The sequence below is a fragment of the Mycobacterium kyogaense genome, assembly GCF_003254575.1.
In the GTDB taxonomy this organism is placed as follows: Bacteria; Actinomycetota; Actinomycetes; order Mycobacteriales; family Mycobacteriaceae; genus Mycobacterium; species Mycobacterium kyogaense.
On sequence record NZ_QJUA01000060.1, the window covers coordinates 1 to 22,096 of the forward strand.

The window sequence follows — 22,096 nt, forward strand, 5'->3', positions numbered from 1 at the left end:
ACTCGTACGCTGAATCTTCACTGGGGCCTCCCACAGTTGTGGCTCTACCGGCCAGGACCCAATTCCTGACGGCAACCCACGTTCACATGTGGTGAGGCCCCAGCCTCCCCATACCGTCTATTCCGCGGGACGAGAGCCGTACGTCAGACCGCCAGGCGAACCAGAGCCGCCGTCCGGGCCAGGCCCGGGAAGGCCGCCGCCGTCGACCGCGGATGCAGTGCGTGCACGGCGAGGCGGAACAGCAAGGCCCGCAACAACATCTGCGGCCACTCCGGCAGGGCCTCCCACCGCTCGACAAGAGCGTCGTCGGCCTCTCCCCACGCCAGCGCGTCGACCACCACGACCCCCGCCGCCCAGGCCGGCGGCCGCCAGTACGGCGTGATGTCGGTGATGCCGGGGGCCGCGGTACCCGCGAAAAGCACTGTGCCGTAGAGATCCCCGTGCACCAGCTGACTCGGGCTCTTCGTCGGCCTGCGCAGCGCGGCCAGCTGGTTGATCAGGTCGACCGACTTCTGCCCGTCGGCCGTTCCGGGGGCCACGCGGGCGCCCGGCGGCAGCGAGTGCAGAGGACGTTCCTCCCACGCTGCGCGGTCGGCGGCGATGAAGACCTCCACGTCCGCCCAGGGCGCCACCGGCGGCTGCGTCAGGAAACGCGGCCGCTCCAGCGTCGCGGTGGCCTCGTGCAGCCGGACAGCAGCCGAGACCACCTCGTCGTGACGTGGCTCCGGGGTGCCCGCCACGTAGGTGTCGGCGCGCCACCCGGCGACGACGTAGCGCCCGTCGGTGGAGCGCACGGGCCGCGCCAGCCGGATGCCGTCGACGAACAACGTCTCCCGCACCTTCGCCGACCAGGCCGCGCGGGCGTGGTCGGCCACCATCGACAGCACAACCTCACCGCAGCGCCAGCCACCCTCCCAGCTGGAACCGAGCGGCACCGGCTGCACTCCGGACAGCCCGAAGGCCGTGAGGACATGCTCGGGTGGGCGCTCGAAGGTCACCGCATCAGCGTAATTGCCGCGGACGCCAACCCCGCGTTAGTACATCACCATGTCGGGTTCGAGTTGCTTACCCCACGCCACGATTCCGCCTTGGACGTGCATCGCGTCGGAGAAGCCGGCCTTCTTGACGATCGCCAGGACCTCCGCGGAGCGCACCCCGGTCTTGCAGTAGAACACCGGTGTGCGGTCGACGGTCAGCTTCGACAGCGCCTCCCCGGATTCGAAGGCGCCCTTGGGGATCAGCTGCGCACCATCGATGTGGTTGATGTCCCACTCCACGGGTTCGCGAACATCGATCAGCGCCAACGGCTTCCCCGAGTCCAGCAGCTCGGCCAGCTCGCGCGGGGTGATCGTCGACTCGGCAGCAGCCTCGGCCGCGGCCTCGGAGACCACGCCGCAGAACTCCTCGTAGTCGATCAGCTCGGTGATCTTCGGAGTCGCCGGATCCTTGCGGATCTTGATCGTCCGGTACGTCATGTCCAGCGCGTCGTACACCATCAGCCGGCCCAGCAGCGGCTCACCGATGCCGGTGATCAGCTTGATCGCTTCGGTACCCATCACCGAGGCGATCGAGGCGCACAGGATGCCCAGCACGCCACCCTCGGCGCACGACGGGACCATTCCCGGCGGCGGGGGCTCGGGGTACAGGTCGCGGTAGTTCAGGCCCAAGCCGTCGGGCGCGTCCTCCCAGAACACCGACACCTGACCTTCGAAGCGGTAGATCGATCCCCACACGTACGGCTTCCCCGCGAGCACGGCGGCATCGTTGACCAGGTAGCGGGTCGCGAAGTTGTCGGTGCCGTCGAGGATGAGGTCGTAATCGCTGAAGATCTCGACAGCGTTCTCCGGCTCGAGCCGGACCTCGTGCAGGATCACCTCGACGAGCGGGTTCACCTCGAGGATCGAGTCCTTGGCGCTCTCGGCCTTGGAGCGGCCGATGTCGGACTGGCCGTGGATGATCTGCCGCTGCAGGTTGGACTCGTCGACGACGTCGAACTCGACGATGCCGATCGTGCCGACTCCGGCGGCCGCGAGGTACAGCAGTGTCGGCGAGCCGAGGCCGCCGGCACCGATCACCAGCACCCGGGCGTTCTTCAGCCGCTTCTGCCCGTCCAGGCCGAGGTCGGGAATGATCAGGTGTCGGCTGTAGCGGGCGACCTCGTCGCGGGTCAGTTCAGCGGCTGGCTCGACCAGCGGTGGCAGCGGTGAGGACACCGGACTCTCCTTGGTTGGCTTACGACACCCATCTCAACAGGTATGAGAGTGCAACAGCAACGAGGGCCCGACCCTTCCCGGATAGCCCGGAGAACCGGTCAGGCGATCGGATAGGGCCACGGGTTGAACCGGCAGGTTTTCCCGTCCGGGGTGACCGTACCGGGGTCGAACCGCGCGGCGTCGTTGTTGCTGGTCGAGAAGGTCTGCTGCATCATCACCGGCGCCAGCTCGCCACTGACCGCGCACTGCTCGTGACGGGGATAGCCGATCGCGTGACCGACCTCGTGATTGATGACGTACTGCCGGTAGGAACCGATGTCGCCCTGGAACGGCACCGCGCCACGGACCCAGCGCGCTTCGTTGATGAACACACGCGGCTGACCGTCGTAGGCCGGGTTGTAGCAGGACGCTTCGAGCTGGATGTCGTACCCGCAGCCCTCACGGACGGTCATGGGTGAGGTGAGCGACACCCGGAAGTCCGGCTGCACCCCGGAGGTGTCGTCGACGCGGACGAACCCGAATTGCGGATTGTGGGTCCAGCTCTTCGGATTGGCCAGCGTTTCGCTGACCATGCGGGCGAAGCCGTCGTCTCCGCCGAAGGACGTGGTGTCGACGCCGTCCTCGACCTCGACGGTGTAACTGAACACCTTGTCGGTGCCCTGACCCACCTGCGGCGAGGTGCCGGGGACGACGTGCCAGGTGCGCGCGCCGGCCTCGGTGAAGGGGCCGCCCTCGGGCAGGATGCCGGTCGGCAGGTTGGCGTCGAACTGGGTCAGCCCCTTGGGCGGGGCACCGATGATCGCGGTGCTGGCCATGCCGATGGTCGGCGGGCCCTGCACCGGCCCTTCGCCCTCGGCCACCGGCGGAGCGACGGTGGCGCCGGTGATCGTCTGGTAGACGACGACGGCCGTCAGCACGACGAGCAGGGGTAGCGCATAGGCGCGCCAGCCGTAGGTGGACACGAACCGTCCGAGCCAGGTCTGCTTGCGCCAGCGCTGGTGGTCGTCGCGGTTGGATCGGGACCGTCCGGAGTCTTCGGCCAGCGGATCGCGCTGCGCGCGCAGCGGTTCGCGCCATTCGTCGCGGAGCACGGGAGCGCGACCGTTCCCGCGATGCCCCGGGTCGTAGGTCACCGACACAGGATGACACAGGTTGCCTGGCAGGCGCCTTCGGCGCGCCTGTGGCCGGGTCGATGTCCTCCCGACTGGGAGCAGCTAACGGTAGTAAGGTCGTCGGAACCGAACTCACGACGGCACATTCGCCGGCAGTAGAACTCGAGGGTCTGATGAGCGAACTCGCCCGAACGGCGCAGCGGCGCGGTGGGCAGCCGGCCAGCAGTACGGGGCCGTCCAGCGCCGGCACAGCCAAACGTGGCAATCGCCTGCCCCGCGACGAGCGTCGCGGGCAGCTGCTGATCGCGGCGAGCGAAGTTTTCGTCGACCGTGGCTACCACGCGGCGGGCATGGACGAGATCGCCGAGCGGGCGGGCGTCAGCAAACCCGTGCTGTACCAACACTTCACCTCGAAGGTGGAGCTGTACCTGGCGGTGCTGCAGCGTCACGTCGACAACCTGGTCTCCGGGGTGCGGCAGGCGCTGCGCACCACGACCGACAACAGGCAGCGGGTGCGTGCCGCGGTCGAGGCGTTCTTCGATTTCATCGAGCACGACAGCCAGGGCTACCGGCTGATCTTCGAGAACGACTACGTCACCGAGCCGCAGGTGGCGGCCCAGGTGAAGGTGGCCACCGAGGCGTGCACCGACGCGGTGTTCGACCTCATCAGCCACGATTCGGGGCTCGAGCCGCACCGCGCTCGGATGATCGCCGTGGGGCTGGTCAGCATCAGCGTCGACTCGGCGCGCTACTGGCTCAACAACGAGCGGCCGATCGCCAAGGACGATGCGGTCGAGGGCACCGTCGCGTTCATCTGGGGCGGGCTGTCGCACGTCCCCCTGACGCGCTCCTGAGGACCTGCCGGCGTCAGCCGGCGGTCCGTGTCACCTCGGCACCCACGGCGCCCACACCGAACCCGACCCGGCGCGCATCGGCGGCACCGATCTCGACGTAGGCGATGCGAGCCGCCTGCACCAGGTAGCGCCGACCCTTCTCGTCGGTGAGGGCCAGCACGCCCGAGCCCGCCTCCAGCGCGTCGGTGACCAGTTTCTCCACCTCGGCCGGCGTCTGCGCGCTGTTGATGATCAGCTCGCGCGGGCTGTCGGTGACACCGATCTTGACCTCCACAGTGGAACCCTTCTGTCGTCGAAACTCTCCCCTGGAGGCTAGTGGACAACGTCGGGGGCGTGCGTGCCCGGGACCTACGCGGTCAGCGAACGCGGCATCTGCAGTCGGCGGTGTGTGCAACGGCGCAGCGACCGAAACGAGTCCCGACCGTGATCGCCACAGCAGGCGCGTCAGCCCCACCCGTCACTGGAGTGTTCGTAGCATCGGCCCCGCAACGTTGAGAAGCAACGACTGGGACAGCTGGATGAACAGGCCATACACCGCACAATCGCCGTACGCCCTGACGCCGACCGAGCGCATCCGTAGCCCGCGCGGGCGCAGCCGCTACGACCGGTACGGCGACTCGGACGTGACCGACCACGACACCGACGTCTATCCGCGCGACGCCGACGAGGACTACGACGCCGATTACGACGCCGACTTCGATGCCGACTACGAGGACTACCTCGACGAGGCGCGCATCGACCGGCGCTGGATGTGGATCGCCGGGGTGGCCGGCGCCGTCCTGTTCATCGCGGTGATCATGGCCAGCATGATCCTCGGCGGCGGGGACAGCGGTTCGGTGTCGGCGACGGTCGCGTCCCAGGATCCGAGCACCACGTCGGCACCCGAGCCCTCAGCCACGCCGCGCGTGGCGGCACCCGCGCCTCCCGTCCAGCCGTCGCTACCCGCCGAGACGGTCACCACGATCTCGCCGACGCCGACCCCGACCGCCCAGATACCGGCCCCCGCACCTGCTGCGCCGCTGCTGCCCGCACCGCAGGCCGCTCCCCCGCCGGCGTCAGCCGTCCCCGGTACGGTGACCTACCGCATCACCGGCACCAAGGGTCTGCTCGACCTGGTCACCATCATCTACACCGACGCACAGGGCGCGCTGCAGACCGACGTCAACGTCGCACTGCCCTGGTCCAAGACGATCACGCTGGATCCCGGCGTGACGCTGAGCTCGGTGACGGGAACCAGCGTGACCGGTCAGCTGAACTGCGAAGTCCTCGACGCCAACGGCGCGGTGATCGCAGCGCAGAACGGCAACTCGATCATCACCAACTGCACCCGCTGACCTTCCTCAGGCCAGGCCCAACTCCTGCATCCGGGTGCTGTGTGTCTGCTGCAGCCGATCGAAGAACTCGGTGATCTGCGACAGCCCGCCGGCCGACATCACCAGGTCGACGAGCTCGTCGTGGTCGGCCATCACGTACTGGGCCTGCGTGATCGCCTCCCCGAGGAGCCGCCGCGACCACAACGCCAGCCGGTGGCGCTGCCGGTCGCTGGCCGTCACGGCTGACCGCACCTCGGCCACCACGAACTGCGAGTGGCCGGTCTCCGACAGCACGGACCGGACGACGTCGGCGACCGCGCCGGGCATCGCGTCCGCGATCTCGAGATAGAAGTCGGCGGCCAGCGCGTCACCGACGTAGGTCTTGACCAGCGCCTCGAGCCAGGTACTCGGGGTGGTCAGGCGGTGATAGTTCTCCAGGGCGGAGGCGTAGCGCGTCATCGCCGGCACCACGTCGACCCCGCGGCGCTCCAGCTCGTCGCGGAGCACCTCGTAGTGGTTCATCTCCGCGGCGGCCATGCTGGCCATGTTGATCCGGCCCCGCAGGTTCGGCGCCATCCGCGCTTCCTCGGTCAGCCGGTAGAACGCTGCGACCTCGCCGTATGCCAGCAGAGCGAACAATTCGACGACGCCGGGATGGTCGGCGGGCAGTGCCGCGGCCGAGGCACTCGGCTGCGCTGCAGGAGCAGATGCAGAGGCCGCCGGCGGCGTGGAAGTCATGGCTGCAACTGTAGACCGCAGCGTGGAATGTGACTGAGCACCGGCCGACCAGCTAGCATGGAACCCGGTGTCGGCGGATCGGCCGACCGATCGATCCAGGTCAGGGCTGGCGTGTGACACGCCGCAGGCACCGTGGCAATGTGCGTGCACAGTCCGAGTTACCGCAGGCCGGCCCCGATGATGCTGGGCCGCAGCGAAGTTCACTTCTCAACTCGTGCGCGCGTGGAAACGCATGAGATGACAAGTGAAAGGTCTCTCCCTCTATGACACCCGTTACCCCGCATCCCACTCCGACGTTCGCCGAGCTGGGGGTGCGCGACGAGATCGTGCGCGCCCTCGCCGAGAACGGCATCGAACACGCCTTCGCGATCCAGGAGCTGACGCTTCCGCTGGCGCTCGCCGGCGACGATCTGATCGGCCAGGCCCGCACCGGCATGGGCAAGACGTTCGCCTTCGGCGTGCCGCTGCTGCACCGGATCACCACCGACACCGAGCGGCCGCTGACCGGCATCCCCCGGGCCCTGGTCGTCGTCCCCACCCGTGAGCTGTGCATCCAGGTCTACGAAGACCTCGTCGGCGCGGCCAAGTACCTCCGGGCGGACGAGTCCCGCAAGCTGACCGTGACCGCGATCTACGGAGGCCGCCCGTACGAGCCGCAGATCGAGGCGCTGCAGAAGGGTGTCGACGTCGTCGTCGGTACCCCGGGCCGGCTGCTCGACCTCGCGCAGCAGGGTCACCTGCAGCTCGGCGGCCTGTCGACGCTGGTCCTCGACGAGGCCGACGAGATGCTCGACCTCGGCTTCCTGCCCGACATCGAGCGCATCCTCAAGCAGCTCCCCGCGCAGCGTCAGGCAATGCTCTTCTCGGCCACGATGCCAGACCCGATCATCACGCTGGCCCGCACGTTCATGACGCAGCCGACGCACATCCGCGCCGAGGGCGTTCAGGGCTCGGCCACCCACGACACCACCGAGCAGTTCGCCTACCGGGCGCACGCGCTGGACAAGGTCGAGATGGTCAGCCGCATCCTGCAGGCCGACGGCCGCGGCGCGACGATGATCTTCACCCGCACGAAGCGCACCGCTCAGAAGGTCGCCGACGAACTCGCCGAGCGCGGCTTCAAGGTCGGCGCCGTGCACGGTGACCTCGGCCAGGGCGCCCGCGAGAAGGCTCTCAAGTCGTTCCGCACCGGCGACGTCGACGTGCTCGTCGCCACCGATGTCGCCGCGCGCGGTATCGACATCGACGACATCACCCACGTCATCAACTTCCAGATCCCCGAGGACGAGCAGGCCTACGTGCACCGCATCGGTCGCACCGGCCGCGCCGGCAAGACCGGCATCGCCGTGACGCTGGTGGACTGGGACGAGCTGCCCCGCTGGTCGATGATCGACAAGGCGCTCGGTCTGGAGACTCCCGATCCCGCCGAGACCTACTCGAGCTCACCGCACCTGTACGAAGAGCTGAACATCCCGACCGATGCCGGCGGCTCGATCGGCAAGCCGACCCGCAGCAGCGACAAGCCCGCTCGCGAGGCCCGCGAGGCCCGCGAGCCCCGCGAGCGCACCGAGCGGCCGGCCCGCAACCGCAGCCGGCGTCGTACCCGCGGCGGCGAGCCCGTCGGGGCCCACCCCGAGACGGCTGAGCAGCCGGCGGGCGCGGAAGCCGACGCACCGGCAGGCGATGCGGGCGAGGCCACCCGCGCTCCGCGGCGTCGCCGTCGGCGCCGGCCGAACAAGGCCGCGGCCGCCAACTAGCGCCGCATGGTCAGACCCGAGCGCCGCACCCGGGCAGATGTGGTGGCGGCGGTGGCGATCGCCGCCGTCGTCGCGCTCGTCGCAGCGGTCATCTGGTGGACCAGTGACGCCCGGGCCACGATCAGTAGGCCCGCGGCGGTACCGGTGCCCACCCTCACCCCCGCCACCGCGGTCCCGCAGGCGCTGCGCCAGGTGTGGACCGCGCCCAGCGCCAGGACCGGTCAACCGCTCGTCGTCGCCGGCGCGGTGGTCACCGGCGACGGTCGCACCATGGAGGGCCGCGACCCGGCCACCGGCAACACCGTGTGGAGCTACACCCGCGACCTCGACCTGTGCGGGGTCACGTGGGTCTACAACTACGCGGTGGCCGTCTACCCCGACGTGCGGGGGTGCGGGCAGGTCAGCACCGTGGACGCCCGCACCGGGATGCGCGGCCCCAGCCGGACCAGCTACGCCGACAAGCAGGTGACACTGTCCGGCGACGGCACCACGGTGCTGTCCGCCGGGGACACCCGGCTGGAGATGTGGCGTTCGGACATGGTGCGGATGCTCAGCTACGGCGCCCTCGACGCGCCGCTGAACCCCGGCAAGCCGGCGTCGCCGCGGTGCCGATTCACCTCGGCCGCGGCGAGTTCGTCGGCGGTGTCGGTGCTCGAAGCGTGCCCCGACACACCGGATCTGCGGCTGACGCTGCTGCGGCCGTCCGACGAAGAGGACACCCCCGAGCTGAAGTACGTACCGCAGAAGGGGGTCGCCGACGGCACCGGTGCGCGGGTGGTGGCGGTGTCGGACACCACGACGGCGCTCTACGTGCCCACCCCGAAGCCCCGACTGGACGTCGTCGACGAGACCGGCGCGACCGTCGACAGCACCGTGGTGCCCGGCGCACCATCGGCCGACGCGACGATGTCGCGCGTCGGGGATCTGATCACGTGGTGGACCGGAGACTCGGTGATGGTGTTCTCCGCCAACGGGTTTCGCTACCGCTTCACCGTGGGCGCGTCAGGCCCGAACAAGCCGGTGGGACCGGCGACGATCATGGCCGGCCGCCTGCTGGTGCCGGTCACCACCGGCTACGACGTCTTCGATCCCGTGAGCAGCGCCGGCGAGCGCCACATCGCGTTGGAAAGACCGCCGGTCCGCGGGCCGGTGGTGCCGGCCGTGGTGGGGTCGATGCTCGTGGAGCAGCGAGGCGGCGAGATCGTCGGCCTCTCCGGCTAGATGTACTGCCCAGGCAGGTTGGTCAACCTTGTGATGGGTGGGACCTTCCCGATCGCTGAGTGTTGCCGGTGGACTCTTCTATGTCTGTCAAGCGGCCTGCCGAATGGACCCGGGCCCTTGATGGAGTCTTTGCAGACTTCGATAGAGGTGGCGAGCAAGGTAGCGCTTGAGGCAGCGGCGGATCTCCTTGGTGGATCGACCTTCCGTGCGGCGGCGTTCGACGTAGGCCCGGGTGTCTGGGTCGTGGGTCATACGGGTAACAACGGCCATGTGCAAGGCTCGATTAAGCCGCCTGTCGCCGCCGCGGTTCAGTCGGTGACGGATTGTGTTGCCCGACGATGCGGGGATTGGATTGACGCCAGCCAGGGCGGCGAACGCCGCTTCAGAGCGAACCCGGCCGGCGTGTGACCAGGCGGTGTAGACGACTGCGACGGTGACAGGGCCAACGCCGGTCTCGTCCAGAAGTACAGCGGCCTTACTGGCGCGGATCAGCTCGGTCATCTGTGTGTGGTTGGCGGTGAGTTCCTCGTTGAGTGCGACCACCCGTTTAGCCAGCCGGACCGCTTCGGTACGGGCGGCGCTCGTGGCGACGTCCTCGACACGACTGCGCCAACGGGCGATCTCATTAATCTGGCTGGCCGCCAGTGACTTTCGAGCATCGAAGCCCAAAGCAGCTACACGCAACAACGCGGTAAGTGCGTTGACGGTCGCGGTACGTTCGGTCGTCATGTGCTCACGAGCAGTGACGAGAACCCGCAAGGCCGCCCGGATACCGTCGTCGCTGCGCGGGCGGCGCAGCTGTTCAGGCTCGAGAGACAGGACTGCGGCGGCGATCCTGCGGGCATCCAACGGGTCGGACTTACCCGTACCGCGATGGGCCCGGGCATCCATTCGAGCTGCCTCCACAACCTCGAAACCAGCTTGGTTGACCGCCGAAGCGAGGCGGGCTCCGTAGGATGCGACACCTTCGATGACCCACAAGGCGCTCAGTTCACCGGCGGTGCGGCGTGCGGCCCACGAGACAGCTCGATGTAAGCCCGCATCGGTGGTTGGGAACTGATCGGTGGCGACCAATTGGCCAGTGGCAGCGACTAAGACGGCCAAAGTGTGGGTACGGGCATGGGTGTCCACTCCGATGACGAACGGGTGAGCATGCGCGACAATGGTCATGGTGGCGGGGCTTCCTTCCAGTAGCGGGGATAGATCCGGCCGCCGACGCGGCCGGCGCCGGCCTGGATGGAAGTCACTTCGGGACAGCACTGTGATGAGCCACGATCCGCCATCAGACGGGTTGGGGCAGTCTTCTGATCAAGTCACCGAGGTGGAGCCGGGCCAGCGTCGGCCGCTCACCTCAGTGCCGGACATGTCCACCGAAACGCACCCGAGGGGGCGAGTGATTGTAAGAGTCACAACCCGAGGCGAGACGACCGCCGCTAACCCTGCCAGCCAGTCCCAGACCAGCCTCGCCAAGACTCACAGTAATTGTAGGTGTGTAGCCAACCCGGCAGCGCTGATCGCCTTGTCGATTCGTTGGGATAGAAACGGGCGAAGGCCCATTCGGCGGCCATGCTGCGGTGGAAACGCTCGATCTTTCCGTTGGTCTGCGGCCGATAGGGGCGGGTTCGGCGGTGTTTGATGCCCATGTCGTGGCACGCGTGACGCCATGCGTGTGAGCGGTAACAGCCGCCGTTGTCGGACAGGACGGCTTCAACGGTGACCCCGCGAGCGGCGAACCAGGCGACCGCCCGGTACAAGACGGCCACCGCGGTAACCGCGGATTCGTCGTTGTGGATCTCGGCGTAGGCCACTCGAGAGTGGTCATCGATCACGGTGTGGACGAAAGCGTGTCCCAGCAGTGGCTGGCGGTGTCTGCTGCGACCCACCCCGGCAGTCAGGTGTCGATTCTTCTTCCCTTGAGACCGGCCCACGAACCGCCAGCCGCCACCGCTGGGGATGTTGCCCAACTTTTTGACATCGACATGGATCAACGATCCCGGGTGATCATGTTCGTACCGACGGATCGGCTCGCCGGTGCGAACGTCAATGTGAGACAGGCGATTGAGCCGACACCGGACCAGTACTGCGTGCACCGTCGAGGCTGGCATCGACAACCGTGAGGCAATCGCCAGCGGTGAGAGACGATGACGCCAACGCAGGTGGACGATCTTGCGTACCAGCTGCTGCGGTGTGCGATTCGGGCTGTGATGGGGACGGCTGGACCGGTCTGTCATGCCGGCAGCGCCCATCGCCGCGTACCGGCTCGCCCACCGCTTGGCCGTCGGCCAGGACACGTGGAAATGCTCGGCTGCCCGAACGATCGGCCAGCCCTCATCGACGATCAGACGCGCCAGCAACAACCGCCCGCGCGGAGTCAGAACAGCATTAGCGTGGACCACGAAGGTCTCCCGTTCGTTGAAGTGAAGTGGTAGCAGCTCCACTCCACGACGGGAGGCCTTCGCCAATCAACGACCGCTACAGCGAGTCGTCACACTGCTTCAACCAACCTGCCTGGGCAGTACAGCTAGACCTCCGGGGTGAAGGTCGCCAGGGACTTGCCGTTCTTCCAGTGCTTGATCAGCGACTCGGCGAACTCCCGGTAGGCGACCGCGCCCTTGTTCTTGCGGCCCGTCAGCACCGAGGACCCCGACGCGCTGGCCTCGGCGAACCGCACGGTGCGTGGGATCGGCGGCGCGAGCACGGGCAACCCGTAGCGGTCGGCGACGTCGAACAGCACGTCCCGGCTGTGCGTGGTGCGGGCGTCGTAGAGCGTGGGCAGCGCGCCGAGCAGCTTCAGATCGGCGTTGGTGATCTGCTGCACGTCGTTGATGGTGCGCAGGAACTGACCCACGCCGCGATGCGCGAGTGTCTCGCACTGCAGCGGCACCACGACCTCGTCAGCCGCGGTCAGTCCGTTGAGCGTCAGCACGCCCAGCGACGGGGGGCAGTCGATGATCACCACGTCGAAACGGTCGCTGAGCTTGGCGAGTGCCCGCTTCAGCGCGTATTCGCGGCCGGCCCGCATCAGCAGCATGGCCTCCGCACCGGCGAGGTCGATGTTGGCCGGCAGCAGCGTCATCCCCTCCGCGGTGTCGACCAGCGCGGCGTCGGGCTCGACGTCGCCGAGCAGCACCTCGTGCACCGAGACCGCGAGCTTGTCGGGGTCCTGCCCCAAAGAGAACGTCAGACAGCCCTGCGGGTCGAGGTCGACGAGCAGCACTCGCTTGCCCATCTCCACCATCGCCGCACCCAGCGAGGCCACCGTCGTCGTTTTGGCGACCCCACCCTTTTGATTGGCGACCGCCAATACCCGCGTCACAGCACCCATCTTGGCACGGCCTGCCCCGACCGCGCCGTTCGGTGGTGCTGCGCATGCGGCGGAAATGGGGCCGTGCGGCAGAATCGGACACTGTGGCACTTCTCGAACACCGGCTGATCCTGCTTCGCCACGGCGAGACCGAATGGTCGAAATCCGGAAAGCACACCGGACGCACCGAGCTCGAGCTCACCGAGCACGGGCGGGCGCAGGCCGCGGCCGCCGCCGAGACCGTCGTCTCACTGCGACTGGAGAACCCTTTCGTGATCAGCAGCCCGCGGGTGCGTGCACGGACTACCGCGGAACTGGCGGGGCTTCACATCGACGAGGTCAACCCGCTGATCAGCGAATGGGACTACGGCGACTACGAGGGCACGACCACCGAGGAGATCCGCAAGGCGGTGCCCAACTGGCTGGTGTGGACGCACGGCTGCCCCGGCGGCGAGACCACTGCGGCGGTCTGCGAGCGCGCCGACCGCGCGATCGCGGTGGCGCTCGAGCACATGGAGACACGCGACGTGGTGTTCGTCGGCCACGGCCACTTTTCGCGCGCGGTGATCACCCGCTGGATCGAGCAGCCCGTCTACGAAGGCATCCGCTTCGCGATGCCGGCCGTGTCGATTGCGGTGTGCGGCTTCGAACACGGGGTGCGTCAGCTCAGCGCGCTCGGCCTGACCGGTCGTCCGGACCCGGCCGTGTCCACGTGACCCGTGAGCCGACGTTCGTCCTCGCCGGCCCCGACGAGGTGGTGGTCGCCGATGGCGTGCACACCGCGTTCCCCCGGATCGCCGACGCGCGCGCCGCGCTCGCCTCGCACAGCGCGCCGATCATCGTCGGGGCGGTGCCGTTCGACTTGAGCCAGCCGGCGGCGTTGATCCGGCCCCAGACGATCCGCTTCACACCCGACCTGCCCTCGTGGCCGTTGCGCGAGCTCCCGGCGACGCGCATCACCGCCACGACTCCCGATGGCGCGGAGCACCGGCGCCGTGTCGCACTCGCCGTGGCGCGGCTCGCGGATCCGGCGACGGCATTGCACAAGGTGGTGCTCGCGCGCGCGGTGACGGTGACCGCCGATGGACCGCTCGACGCGCGGACACTGCTGCACCGGCTCGCGGGCAACGACGCCCAGGCCGCCAAGTTCCTCGTCGATCTGTCGGCGGCCGGCGAGGGCCACTCCGGCACGGCCCTGATCGGCGCGAGCCCGGAACTTCTGGTGGCTCGGCGCGGTCAGCAGGTCACGTGCCGGCCCTTCGCGGGCTCGGCGCCGCGGCTCGCCGATCCTGATGCCGACGCGAAAAGCGGTGCAGCGTTGGCAGATTCGACCAAGAACAGGCATGAGCACCGCCTCGTGGTGGATGCGTTGCGCGAGGCGCTGGACCCGCTGTGCACGGACCTGCAGATCGCCGAGCAACCACAGCTGACCAAGACCGCCGCGGTGTGGCACCTCTACACCCCGATCTCCGGCCGCCTGAGGCAGGCGTCGACGACGGCCCTCGACCTCGCGGTCGCCCTGCATCCGACCCCGGCCGTCGGTGGCTCCCCGACGGCCGCCGCGACGGAACTGATCACCGAACTCGAAGGCGACCGAGGGTTCTACGCCGGGGCGGTGGGCTGGTGCGATCAGCGCGGCGACGGCTGCTGGGTGGTGTCGATCCGCTGCGCTGAGCTGTCCGCCGATCGCCGTTCGGCAGTGGCACACTCGGGCGGCGGCATCGTCGCCGAATCCGATCCTGACGACGAATTGGCCGAGACGACAACGAAATTCAAGACGATACTGGCGGCGTTGGGAGTGCGCGATGACTGAGACCGACACGGAGATCCGGCCGGTGCGGCCGGGCGACGAGGCCGAGTTGACCGCGATGATCCATGAACTGGCGGCCTTCGAGCGGGCGTCGGCGGAGTGCACCGTCACCGAAGCCCAGCTGCGGGACGCGCTCTTCGGCGAGAACCCGGTGGTCTACGGCCTGCTGGTCGAGGTCGACGGGCAGGCCGCGGGCGGCGCGCTGTGGTTCCGTAACTTCTCCACCTGGGACGGCGTGGCCGGCGTCTACCTTGAGGACCTGTTCGTCCGTCCGGCGTACCGCCGGCGGGGGTTGGCCCGCCGACTGTTGGCGGCGCTGGCACGCGAATGTGTCGACAACGGCTACACCCGGCTCACCTGGGCGGTGCTCGACTGGAACACCAACGCGATCGCCCTCTACGACGCAGTGGGCGGCCGGCCGCAGACCGAATGGATCACCTATCGGGTGTCGGGCCCCGAATTGTCCGCGCTCGCATCCGAATCCGCCTGAGTGAACCAGGCGAGCCCGGTGGGGCTGAACAGCAGCGCCAGCACGGCGATGGACGCGGCCGCCACGGCGACCGCGTAGCCCAGTCGGCCGGAGCTGAACACGTACCAGGCCACGCCCAGCAGGACGAGGTTGGCGAACACCGCGATGCCACGCCCCCACCGCCGGCCGGTCACCAGAGCCCAGCCTGCGGCCGCGACGGCCGAGCCCATGACCGTGAACCACACCGCGGTGCCGTAGCCGCTGATCGCATCCTCGTGGTGGCCTGCGGCTTCCCGCACGACCAGGACGACGGCCGTCACCAGCGCGAGCGCGCCCTGCACCCCGGCGATCACGCCGGCGACGCGCACCGGTGCGGGCGTCACGGCGCGAGCCTGTCCGCCAGATAGCGGACCGCCATCTCGTAGCCGAGCGGGCCGGCACCGGCGACCACCATCTCCGCGACGGCTGACACATAGGAGTGGTGCCGGAACTGTTCCCGCGCGTGGATGTTGCTCAGATGCACTTCGGCGACCGGCAACGCGACCGAGCGCAGGGCGTCGGCGATCGCCACCGAGGTGTGGCTGTAGGCCGCCGGGTTGATCACGATCGCCGCACAGTCCTCGCGGGCCGCCTGGATGGCGTCGACGAGTTCGCCCTCGTGGTTGCTCTGGATCGCCCGCACCGACAAATCGTGTTCGGCGGCCACCTCGCTGACCCTCGCCTCGATCTGGGCCAGCGTCGTCGATCCATAGACCTCGGGCTGCCGGGTGCCCAGCAGGTTCAGGTTCGGCCCGTTGAGCAGCAGCAGTCGACGTGCGGTCACGCAGGTACGGTACCGCCACCGGGCCGCGGCACCGGCTCACAGCGCGCAGCGCGTTCACAGCCGACCGATGGGCACGGATAGGCTCAGCGCTCGTGCGTGCTGTGCTGATCGTGAACCCGAATGCGACGTCGACCACGCCGGCGGGCCGCGACCTCCTCGCCCACGCGTTGGAGAGCCGGACCACGCTGTCCGTCGCGCACACCGACCACCGCGGGCACGCGATCGAGATCGCGGCCGAAGCGGCCCGCGGCGGCGTCGACGTGGTGATCGTGCACGGCGGCGACGGCACGGTGAACGAGGTGGTCAACGGGATCCTCGGCGAGCTGGGGCCGACGAACCGCGGGCCCGCCGTCGGCGTCGTGCCCGGCGGATCGGCCAACGTGTTCGCGCGCGCCCTGGGCATCAGTCCTGATCCGCTCGAGGCCACCAACCAGCTCGTCGATCTGCTCTCGGAGTACCGGCGGACCCGCCGGTGGCGGCGTATCGGCCTGATGGACTGCGGCGAGCGCTGGGGGGTGTTCACCGCCGGTATGGGTGTCGACGGCGCCGTGGTGGCGGCGGTCGAGGAACAGCGGGCCAAAGGCCGCAAGGTGACAGCGGCGCGCTACATCCGGGTCGCGATCCGGGAGGTGCTCGCCAGCGCGCGAGAGGAGCCCTCGCTGACGCTGCACCTGCCCGACCGCGACCCGATCAGCGGTGTGCACTTCGCGTTCGTGTCGAACTCCAGCCCGTGGACCTACGCCAATGCCCGCCCGGTGTGGACGAATCCGGACACCACCTTCGAGACCGGGCTCGGCGTGTTCGCGACCACCAGCATGAACGTCTGGGCCAACCTGCGCCTGGTTCGGCAGATGTTGTCGAAGAAGCCGCGGTTGACGGCCAAGCATCTGGTGCGCGACGACGACCTGCCCGGGCTGACGGTGACCGGTGACGGTCCGGTCGCATGTCAGATCGACGGGGATTTCATCGGAGAGCGCGAAAAGATGACGTTCACCGCGGTACCGGACGCCCTTGCCGTGGTCGCGCCAGCCGCGCCCGCCGCCTCCTGACGGCCCTGACCTGCACCGGAACACATTGGGAGCCACTTCACAGGCCCGCTCATGGGCGCAGGTGGGTTAAGAGTAGTACAACGGAGTGGAGGGCCGGAAAACGGTCCGACGTAGTGAGATAGCCCACGTGTTAACGAACTGCTATTGACATCTGTTCAGCCTGTGAAAGCATCGGATGCAACAGCGCAGAAACATTTGGAGCGCTTGCGTTAACAGTCGAAGGAAAAGCTCGTGCGCTTCGCTGCGCACACGATAAGGAGTAGAACACATGGATTGGCGCCACAAGGCGGTCTGTCGCGACGAGGACCCGGAACTGTTCTTCCCGGTGGGGAACAGCGGACCGGCCCTCGCCCAGATTGCTGACGCGAAGCTCGTGTGCAACCGCTGCCCGGTGACCGCGGAGTGCCTGAGCTGGGCTTTGGACTCCGGCCAGGATGCCGGCGTGTGGGGCGGCATGAGCGAAGACGAGCGCCGCGCTCTCAAGCGCCGCAACGCTCGCACGAAGGCTCGCTCCGGAGTCTGATTCTCCGACGCGCACTTCTGCCGACGGCCCCGACGAAAGTCGGGGCCGTTGCTGTGTGAAATGAATTACACGCCAGCTATCCGCATTGCGAACGGCGGAATGGCAGTCTGAGCCACAATCCGATCGGCCTATTTCAGAATTGGCTCGTGCGTGCTCGCCGCCCGATCGGCACCCGCAACACCACGTCTGTTCCACCGTCGGGCACGTCGTGCATCCCCAGCGATCCGTCGAGTTCGGCTGACACCAGGGTTCTGACGATCTGCAGACCGAGCCGGTCGGACTTCTCGAGGCTGAAGCCTGCGGGCAGTCCGCGGCCGTCGTCGTGGACGACCACGTCGAGCCAGCGCGCCGACCGCTCCGACCGTATCGTCACGCACCCGGCGGCCGTCGTGCTGTCGAATGCGTGCTCGATCGCGTTCTGCACGAGCTCGGTGATCACCATGATCAGCGCCGTCGCACGGTCAGCGTCCAGGACTCCGAGATCCCCTTCCCGGTTGATCCGGATCGGCGAATCCACGGTGGCGACATCGTTCATGATCGGCAGGATGCGGTCGATGACCTGGTCGAGGTTCACCTCTTCGTCGACCGACATCGACAGCGCGTCGTGCACCAGAGCGATGGACGACACCCGGCGGACCGACTCGATGAGCGCCTCGCGCCCCTCGGCGTTGGTGGTGCGTCGCGCCTGCAGCCGCAGCAGAGCGGCCACGGTCTGCAGGTTGTTCTTCACCCGGTGATGGATCTCCCGGATCGTGGCGTCCTTCGACAGCAGGGCCCTGTCGCGGCGTTTGACCTCGGTGACGTCCCGGATCAGCACCGCGGCCCCCACCGCATCGCCGTGTGCCAACAGCGGCAGCGTGCGCAGCAGCACGGCCGCGCCGCCGGCGTCGACCTCCATCCGCATGCTGGAACCGCCGGCCAGGGAGTCGCGCACATGGTTGGCCAGTTCCTGCGCCTCGAAGGGATCGGAGATCAGCGGGCGGGTGACTGCGACGAGGTTGTGCCCCTCGAGTTCGGCGCTCAGCCCCATGCGGTGATACGCCGAGATCGCGTTCGGGCTGGCGAACGTGACGACCCCGGCCTTGTCGAGCCGGATGAAACCGTCGCCGACGCGCGGACTCGATCGCGACATCGCAAGATCGCCGACGTTGGGAAAGGTGCCTTCCGACAGCATCAGCAGCAGGTCCGCCGCACAGTCGACGTAGGCAGCCTCCAGCGGGCTGGCCTGACGTGGCGCCAGCGAGGTCTGGTGGGTCAGGACGGCGACGACGTGGGAGCCGTGGCGGACCGGGACGGCTTCGACGTTCAACCCGGTCCCACCATCGGGCCCGTCGATCGTGGAGCGCCCGATGGCGCCGGAGTCGAACGCCGTCGCGATGATCGGCACCGTCGAAGCCTCGGCGATGGTGCCGACCGCATCGGCCAGCAGCACGGTGGGCGCGGTATTAGGCCGGACCTGAGCGACGCACACCACGCGACCGTCATCGCGACGCACCCACATCAGGAAGTCGGCGAACGACAGATCGGCCAACAGTTGCCACTCGCCGACGACGGCGTGCAGATGGTCGACGGCGGTGCCGGGCAGGATCGTGTGCTCGGCGAGCAGATCACCGAGGGTGGACATGCGCCTGCTGTGCGGTCGCTGAGCTAGCTGATGACGGCGATGAGATCGCCGGCCTGGATGACGTCGCCGACGGAGACGCTGACCTTGCTGACCGTACCGGCGACCTCGGCGAGCACCGGGATCTCCATCTTCATCGACTCGAGCAGCACCAGCGTGTCGCCTTCACCGATCTGATCGCCCTCGCTGACCACGACCTCGAGCACACTGGCCACGATTTCCGCGCGAACGTCCTCGGCCATCTTCCAACCCCACTCATCCACCGGCGTCTTGTCGGGTCTATCGAACCACACCCGGCTGTGGACAGAGCACCAACCGGCCCGTGAGACAATGGCTGCAATCAGTCGAGTAATTCGGAGGTAGATCATGGCCAAGCGGGGCCGCAAGAAGCGCGATCGGAAGCACAGCAAGGCCAATCACGGCAAGCGACCCAACTGCGGGTCGAAGTCAGTGCGCTGATCACCTGAGCAACGACGAACCGCCCGGACTCCTCATCGGAGCCGGGCGGTTCGTCGTTGGTGGGGCAGGTTGAATCGGGGCCCGATCAGCCTCCGCGGATGATCGTGGTCTGACTGATCTGGATGCGCAGCCGCTCCCGCAGGCTCTCCGGGGCCCGCTCACCGCTGCACTTGGTGGCGATCAGGTTCTTGACCCGTTCCTCGATGCCGTAGTGCCGAAGGCACGTCGGGCATTCCTCGAGGTGGTGACGCAGGCGGTCGCGGGTCTCGACGGTGCACTCCCCGTCGAGCAGAGTCCAGACCTCGGCGATCACCGCGGCGCATTCGGGATGCTCGGGATCGATCGGGCCGATCGGCGGGGTCCAGCGGTCCTCGTCGGGTGCGCCCTGCGTGCCGCTCATGACGTGACCTCCTGGGTGGCTTCGGCCTGCTGGCCCCGGATGAAGCCGCGGTCGCGGGCCACGTCGGCCAGCAACTCGCGCAGTTGGCGCCTGCCGCGGTGCAGCCGCGACATCACCGTCCCTATCGGCGTATCCATGATCTCGGCGATCTCCTTGTACGGGAAACCCTCCACGTCGGCGTAGTAGACGGCCATCCGGAATTCTTCGGGCAGCGCCTGCAGGGCTTCCTTGATCTCATTGTCGGGCAGCATCTCCATCGCCTCCACCTCGGCGGACCGCAGCCCTGTCGAGGAATGCTCGGCGTTGGCCGCCAGCTGCCAGTCGGTGATCTCCTCGGTGGGATATTCCGACGGCTGGCGCTGCTTCTTGCGGTAGCTGTTGATGTAGGTGTTGGTCAGGATGCGGTAGAGCCACGCCTTGAGGTTGGTGCCCGCCCGGAAGGAGCGGAACCCGGCGTAGGCCTTGACCATCGTTTCCTGCAGCAGGTCCTCGGCGTCGGCGGGATTGCGCGTCATGCGCAGTGCGCCGCCATAAAGCTGATCGAGCAGCGGAATGGCGTCCCGTTCGAATCGGGCGGTCAGCTCGGCGTCCGTTTCTTCGGCAGCGGGCTTCGTGTCTGGATCCAGGGTGGCCTCGGCGGCCGACCCGTCGGTGTCAGTCATTCTCAGGAACACCGTCCCTTCTGTTGCGGCACCATCGAGGCGGTCCGGCAGACGCACCAGACGCAACGGAGCCTCTACGGCCAACGTTGGCACCATGTATCCCCTTCTGACGATCCTAGAGGTCGGGACTGACGTATTTCTTCCTGCTACCCGCAACATCAGCAGCTTTCCCCCCGAGACAACAGTGGCAGCGGCGGAGGTGTTCCCGGATACGCCTCGAGCCCGCCGTACGCTGTGCCGGTGGCCCGCGCAGCGACACCGGCGATCGCAGCCCTGGTGGCGGCCGGCGTGTCCCATACCGTGCTGGCTTACCGGCACGATCCCCGCACTGAAGCCTTCGGCGACGAGGCGGTCGACGAGCTCGCGCGCGACGGCGTGGTCGCCGAGCAGATCTTCAAGACGCTGGTGGTGGCGCTGCCGAAGGGCCTGGGCGTCGCGGTGCTGCCGGTGCCGTCGAAGCTGTCGCTGAAGGCGACCGCGGCCGCGCTGGGCGCTGCGAAGGCCACCATGGCGGACCCGGCCGCGGCGCAGCGCTCGACCGGATACGTGCTGGGTGGGATCTCCCCGCTGGGGCAGCGCAGACCACTGCCGACGGTGGTGGACTCCTCGGCGCTGCGCTGGGACCGGGTGCTGTGCAGCGCAGGCAAGAGGGGTCTCGACGTCGCGCTCGATCCGCGGGATCTGATCCGCCTGACCAACGCGGTCACCGCCGAGATCACCGCGCTCTAGGGTGATGCCCATGTCACTTGCGGGAAAAACGATGTTCATCTCCGGAGCTAGCCGCGGTATCGGTCTGGCGATCGCCAAACGGGTCGCCTCCGACGGCGCCAACATCGCGCTGGTCGCCAAGACCGCTGAGCCGCACCCGAAGCTGCCGGGCACCATCTACACCGCGGCCAAGGAGATCGAAGAGGTGGGCGGTCAGGCGTTGCCGATCGTCGGTGACGTCCGCGACGGCGACTCCGTGGCCGCCGCCGTTGCGGCCGCGGTCGAGCAGTTCGGCGGCATCGACATCTGCGTCAACAACGCCTCGGCCATCAACCTCGGTTCGATCGAGGACGTCCCGCTCAAGCGGTTCGATCTGATGAACGGCATCCAGGTCCGCGGCACCTATGCGGTGTCCCAAGCGTGCATCCCGCACATGAAGGGCCGGGAGAACCCGCACATCCTGACGCTGTCCCCGCCGGTGCTGCTGGAGCCCAAGTGGCTCACGCCGACGCCGTACATGATGGCGAAGTTCGGAATGACGTTGTGCGCGTTGGGTATCGCCGAGGAGATGCGGGAGGCGGGCATCGCCTCGAACACGCTGTGGCCGCGCACGATGGTGGCCACCGCAGCGGTGCAGAACCTCCTCGGCGGCGAGGAATCCATGAAGCGCTCACGCAAGCCCGAGGTGTACTCCGACGCGGCGTACGCGGTGTTGACCAAGCCGTCGAGTTACACGGGCAACACGCTGCTGTGCGAGGACGTGCTGCTGGAGTCCGGCGTCACCGATCTGTCGGCCTACGACTGCGTGCCCGGTTCCGATCTCGGCGTGGACTTCTGGGTGGATTCGGCGAATCCGCCCGGCTACACCCAGCCCTGAAATTCCGCGGAATAGCATTCCGGGTCGCGATCTCGCCGCTGGGGCGACCAGGAATGCTGATATGGGGAGTGGTTTGTCAAGTGGGCAGGGTGAAGCGGCGGCCTCAACCGTCGTTGCGGCCGCCGCTTCCTCGGTCAGTGCTGGTCTCGGATGCCGGGACTGGCGCGCGTGTCGTAGCGACGG

At 68.2% G+C, this 22,096-nt stretch carries 26 protein-coding genes; 12 read left to right on the forward strand and 14 right to left on the reverse strand.

What is annotated here, in order from left to right; genetic code table 11:
- Positions 1-143: 143 nt before the first annotated feature.
- The 3 genes from DMB80_RS25640 to DMB80_RS25650 all read right to left on the reverse strand — a co-directional run bounded on the left by DMB80_RS25640 (position 144) and on the right by DMB80_RS25650 (position 3,346).
- A complete protein-coding gene (locus DMB80_RS25640; RefSeq protein WP_111512421.1) occupies positions 144-998 on the reverse strand; it encodes a TIGR02569 family protein in 855 nt (284 codons plus the stop codon).
- A gap of 36 nt (positions 999-1,034) precedes the next feature.
- A complete protein-coding gene (moeZ, locus tag DMB80_RS25645; RefSeq protein ID WP_111512422.1) occupies positions 1,035-2,213 on the reverse strand; it encodes an adenylyltransferase/sulfurtransferase MoeZ in 1,179 nt (392 codons plus the stop codon).
- A 98-nt stretch (positions 2,214-2,311) separates the two neighbouring features.
- On the reverse strand, positions 2,312-3,346 hold the full coding sequence (locus DMB80_RS25650; protein WP_111512436.1) for a DUF3152 domain-containing protein: 1,035 nt from the start codon (positions 3,344-3,346) through the stop codon (positions 2,312-2,314).
- 152 nt (positions 3,347-3,498) lie between these two features.
- On the opposite strand from DMB80_RS25650, the gene DMB80_RS25655 reads away from it, so the two are divergent.
- A complete protein-coding gene (locus tag DMB80_RS25655) occupies positions 3,499-4,179 on the forward strand; it encodes an HTH-type transcriptional activator FasR (RefSeq protein WP_111512423.1) in 681 nt (226 codons plus the stop codon).
- Between the two features lie 13 nt (positions 4,180-4,192).
- Here DMB80_RS25655 and DMB80_RS25660 read toward each other — a convergent pair whose 3' ends face one another.
- The gene (locus DMB80_RS25660; RefSeq protein ID WP_046366341.1) at positions 4,193-4,453 is read right to left on the reverse strand and encodes a DUF3107 domain-containing protein; all 261 of its coding nucleotides are present in this window, start codon (positions 4,451-4,453) and stop codon (positions 4,193-4,195) included.
- A 244-nt stretch (positions 4,454-4,697) separates the two neighbouring features.
- On the opposite strand from DMB80_RS25660, the gene DMB80_RS25665 reads away from it, so the two are divergent.
- The gene (locus tag DMB80_RS25665) at positions 4,698-5,513 is read left to right on the forward strand and encodes an MmpS family transport accessory protein (RefSeq protein WP_111512424.1); all 816 of its coding nucleotides are present in this window, start codon (positions 4,698-4,700) and stop codon (positions 5,511-5,513) included.
- A gap of 6 nt (positions 5,514-5,519) precedes the next feature.
- On the opposite strand, the gene DMB80_RS25670 is transcribed toward DMB80_RS25665, so the two are convergent.
- Positions 5,520-6,230, reverse strand: a complete 711-nt coding sequence (locus tag DMB80_RS25670) for a ferritin-like fold-containing protein (protein ID WP_111512425.1) — start codon at positions 6,228-6,230, stop codon at positions 5,520-5,522.
- Positions 6,231-6,493: 263 nt separating this feature from the next.
- Between DMB80_RS25670 and DMB80_RS25675 the strand changes: the two genes are divergently transcribed.
- Together DMB80_RS25675 and DMB80_RS25680 are read left to right on the forward strand one after the other, a co-directional pair.
- The gene (locus DMB80_RS25675) at positions 6,494-7,987 is read left to right on the forward strand and encodes a DEAD/DEAH box helicase (protein ID WP_111512426.1); all 1,494 of its coding nucleotides are present in this window, start codon (positions 6,494-6,496) and stop codon (positions 7,985-7,987) included.
- Between the two features lie 6 nt (positions 7,988-7,993).
- Positions 7,994-9,208, forward strand: coding sequence for an Rv3212 family protein (locus DMB80_RS25680; RefSeq protein WP_111512427.1), 1,215 nt, complete (start codon positions 7,994-7,996; stop codon positions 9,206-9,208).
- Positions 9,209-9,295: 87 nt separating this feature from the next.
- Here the strand turns inward: DMB80_RS25680 and DMB80_RS25685 are convergent, their stop codons facing one another.
- The 3 genes from DMB80_RS25685 to DMB80_RS25695 form a co-directional block, all read right to left on the reverse strand.
- Positions 9,296-10,378: an IS110 family RNA-guided transposase gene (locus DMB80_RS25685; protein WP_111512428.1), complete on the reverse strand. Its 1,083-nt coding sequence runs from the start codon at positions 10,376-10,378 to the stop codon at positions 9,296-9,298.
- Positions 10,379-10,641: 263 nt separating this feature from the next.
- Positions 10,642-11,604 carry an IS481 family transposase gene (locus tag DMB80_RS25690; protein WP_420812236.1) on the reverse strand — a complete coding sequence of 321 codons (963 nt, stop codon included), beginning with the start codon at positions 11,602-11,604 and terminating at the stop codon, positions 10,642-10,644.
- Between the two features lie 125 nt (positions 11,605-11,729).
- On the reverse strand, positions 11,730-12,533 hold the full coding sequence (locus DMB80_RS25695; protein ID WP_046364810.1) for a ParA family protein: 804 nt from the start codon (positions 12,531-12,533) through the stop codon (positions 11,730-11,732).
- A gap of 83 nt (positions 12,534-12,616) precedes the next feature.
- Here DMB80_RS25695 and DMB80_RS25700 point away from each other — a divergent pair, with 83 nt between their 5' ends.
- Genes DMB80_RS25700 through DMB80_RS25710 form a run of 3 tightly spaced genes read left to right on the forward strand, consistent with a single transcriptional unit; the run spans position 12,617 to position 14,812 of the window.
- Positions 12,617-13,228: an acid phosphatase gene (locus DMB80_RS25700; protein WP_111512437.1), complete on the forward strand. Its 612-nt coding sequence runs from the start codon at positions 12,617-12,619 to the stop codon at positions 13,226-13,228.
- A complete protein-coding gene (locus DMB80_RS25705) occupies positions 13,225-14,325 on the forward strand; it encodes an isochorismate synthase (protein ID WP_111512430.1) in 1,101 nt (366 codons plus the stop codon). Before DMB80_RS25700 ends, DMB80_RS25705 begins: the two co-directional genes overlap by 4 nt.
- The gene (locus DMB80_RS25710; protein ID WP_111512431.1) at positions 14,318-14,812 is read left to right on the forward strand and encodes a GNAT family N-acetyltransferase; all 495 of its coding nucleotides are present in this window, start codon (positions 14,318-14,320) and stop codon (positions 14,810-14,812) included. Before DMB80_RS25705 ends, DMB80_RS25710 begins: the two co-directional genes overlap by 8 nt.
- Here DMB80_RS25710 and DMB80_RS25715 read toward each other — a convergent pair.
- Positions 14,761-15,174 carry a hypothetical protein gene (locus DMB80_RS25715; RefSeq protein WP_111512432.1) on the reverse strand — a complete coding sequence of 138 codons (414 nt, stop codon included), beginning with the start codon at positions 15,172-15,174 and terminating at the stop codon, positions 14,761-14,763. The two genes, DMB80_RS25710 and DMB80_RS25715, sit on opposite strands and share 52 nt — an antisense overlap.
- Complete coding sequence (gene aroQ / locus DMB80_RS25720) at positions 15,171-15,614, reverse strand: type II 3-dehydroquinate dehydratase (protein WP_046364814.1); 444 nt, start codon at positions 15,612-15,614, stop codon at positions 15,171-15,173. The genes DMB80_RS25715 and aroQ overlap by 4 nt, the downstream gene beginning before the upstream one ends.
- Positions 15,615-15,706: 92 nt before the next feature.
- Between aroQ and DMB80_RS25725 the strand changes: the two genes are divergently transcribed.
- Both DMB80_RS25725 and whiB1 read left to right on the forward strand, forming a co-directional pair.
- A complete protein-coding gene (locus DMB80_RS25725; protein ID WP_111512433.1) occupies positions 15,707-16,663 on the forward strand; it encodes a diacylglycerol/lipid kinase family protein in 957 nt (318 codons plus the stop codon).
- Positions 16,664-16,931: 268 nt separating this feature from the next.
- Entirely contained in the window at positions 16,932-17,186 is a 255-nt protein-coding gene (gene whiB1 / locus DMB80_RS25730; RefSeq protein WP_046364816.1) for a transcriptional regulator WhiB1, read from the forward strand.
- Between the two features lie 133 nt (positions 17,187-17,319).
- Here whiB1 and DMB80_RS25735 read toward each other — a convergent pair whose 3' ends face one another.
- Both DMB80_RS25735 and DMB80_RS25740 read right to left on the reverse strand, forming a co-directional pair.
- The gene (locus tag DMB80_RS25735) at positions 17,320-18,810 is read right to left on the reverse strand and encodes a sensor histidine kinase (protein ID WP_111512434.1); all 1,491 of its coding nucleotides are present in this window, start codon (positions 18,808-18,810) and stop codon (positions 17,320-17,322) included.
- Positions 18,811-18,833: 23 nt separating this feature from the next.
- On the reverse strand, positions 18,834-19,049 hold the full coding sequence (locus tag DMB80_RS25740; RefSeq protein ID WP_043414713.1) for a biotin/lipoyl-binding carrier protein: 216 nt from the start codon (positions 19,047-19,049) through the stop codon (positions 18,834-18,836).
- Positions 19,050-19,173: 124 nt separating this feature from the next.
- Here DMB80_RS25740 and DMB80_RS28960 point away from each other — a divergent pair, with 124 nt between their 5' ends.
- On the forward strand, positions 19,174-19,266 hold the full coding sequence (locus DMB80_RS28960) for a 50S ribosomal protein bL37 (protein WP_104863173.1): 93 nt from the start codon (positions 19,174-19,176) through the stop codon (positions 19,264-19,266).
- A gap of 85 nt (positions 19,267-19,351) precedes the next feature.
- Here the strand turns inward: DMB80_RS28960 and rsrA are convergent, their stop codons facing one another.
- Entirely contained in the window at positions 19,352-19,666 is a 315-nt protein-coding gene (gene rsrA, locus DMB80_RS25750) for a mycothiol system anti-sigma-R factor (RefSeq protein WP_046364818.1), read from the reverse strand.
- A complete protein-coding gene (locus tag DMB80_RS25755; protein WP_205538928.1) occupies positions 19,663-20,328 on the reverse strand; it encodes a sigma-70 family RNA polymerase sigma factor in 666 nt (221 codons plus the stop codon). Before DMB80_RS25755 ends, rsrA begins: the two co-directional genes overlap by 4 nt.
- A 240-nt stretch (positions 20,329-20,568) precedes the next feature.
- Between DMB80_RS25755 and DMB80_RS25760 the strand changes: the two genes are divergently transcribed.
- The gene (locus DMB80_RS25760) at positions 20,569-21,057 is read left to right on the forward strand and encodes an aminoacyl-tRNA deacylase (RefSeq protein ID WP_111512438.1); all 489 of its coding nucleotides are present in this window, start codon (positions 20,569-20,571) and stop codon (positions 21,055-21,057) included.
- 10 nt (positions 21,058-21,067) lie between these two features.
- Complete coding sequence (locus DMB80_RS25765) at positions 21,068-21,913, forward strand: SDR family oxidoreductase (RefSeq protein WP_046364834.1); 846 nt, start codon at positions 21,068-21,070, stop codon at positions 21,911-21,913.
- Positions 21,914-22,096 lie beyond the last annotated feature (183 nt).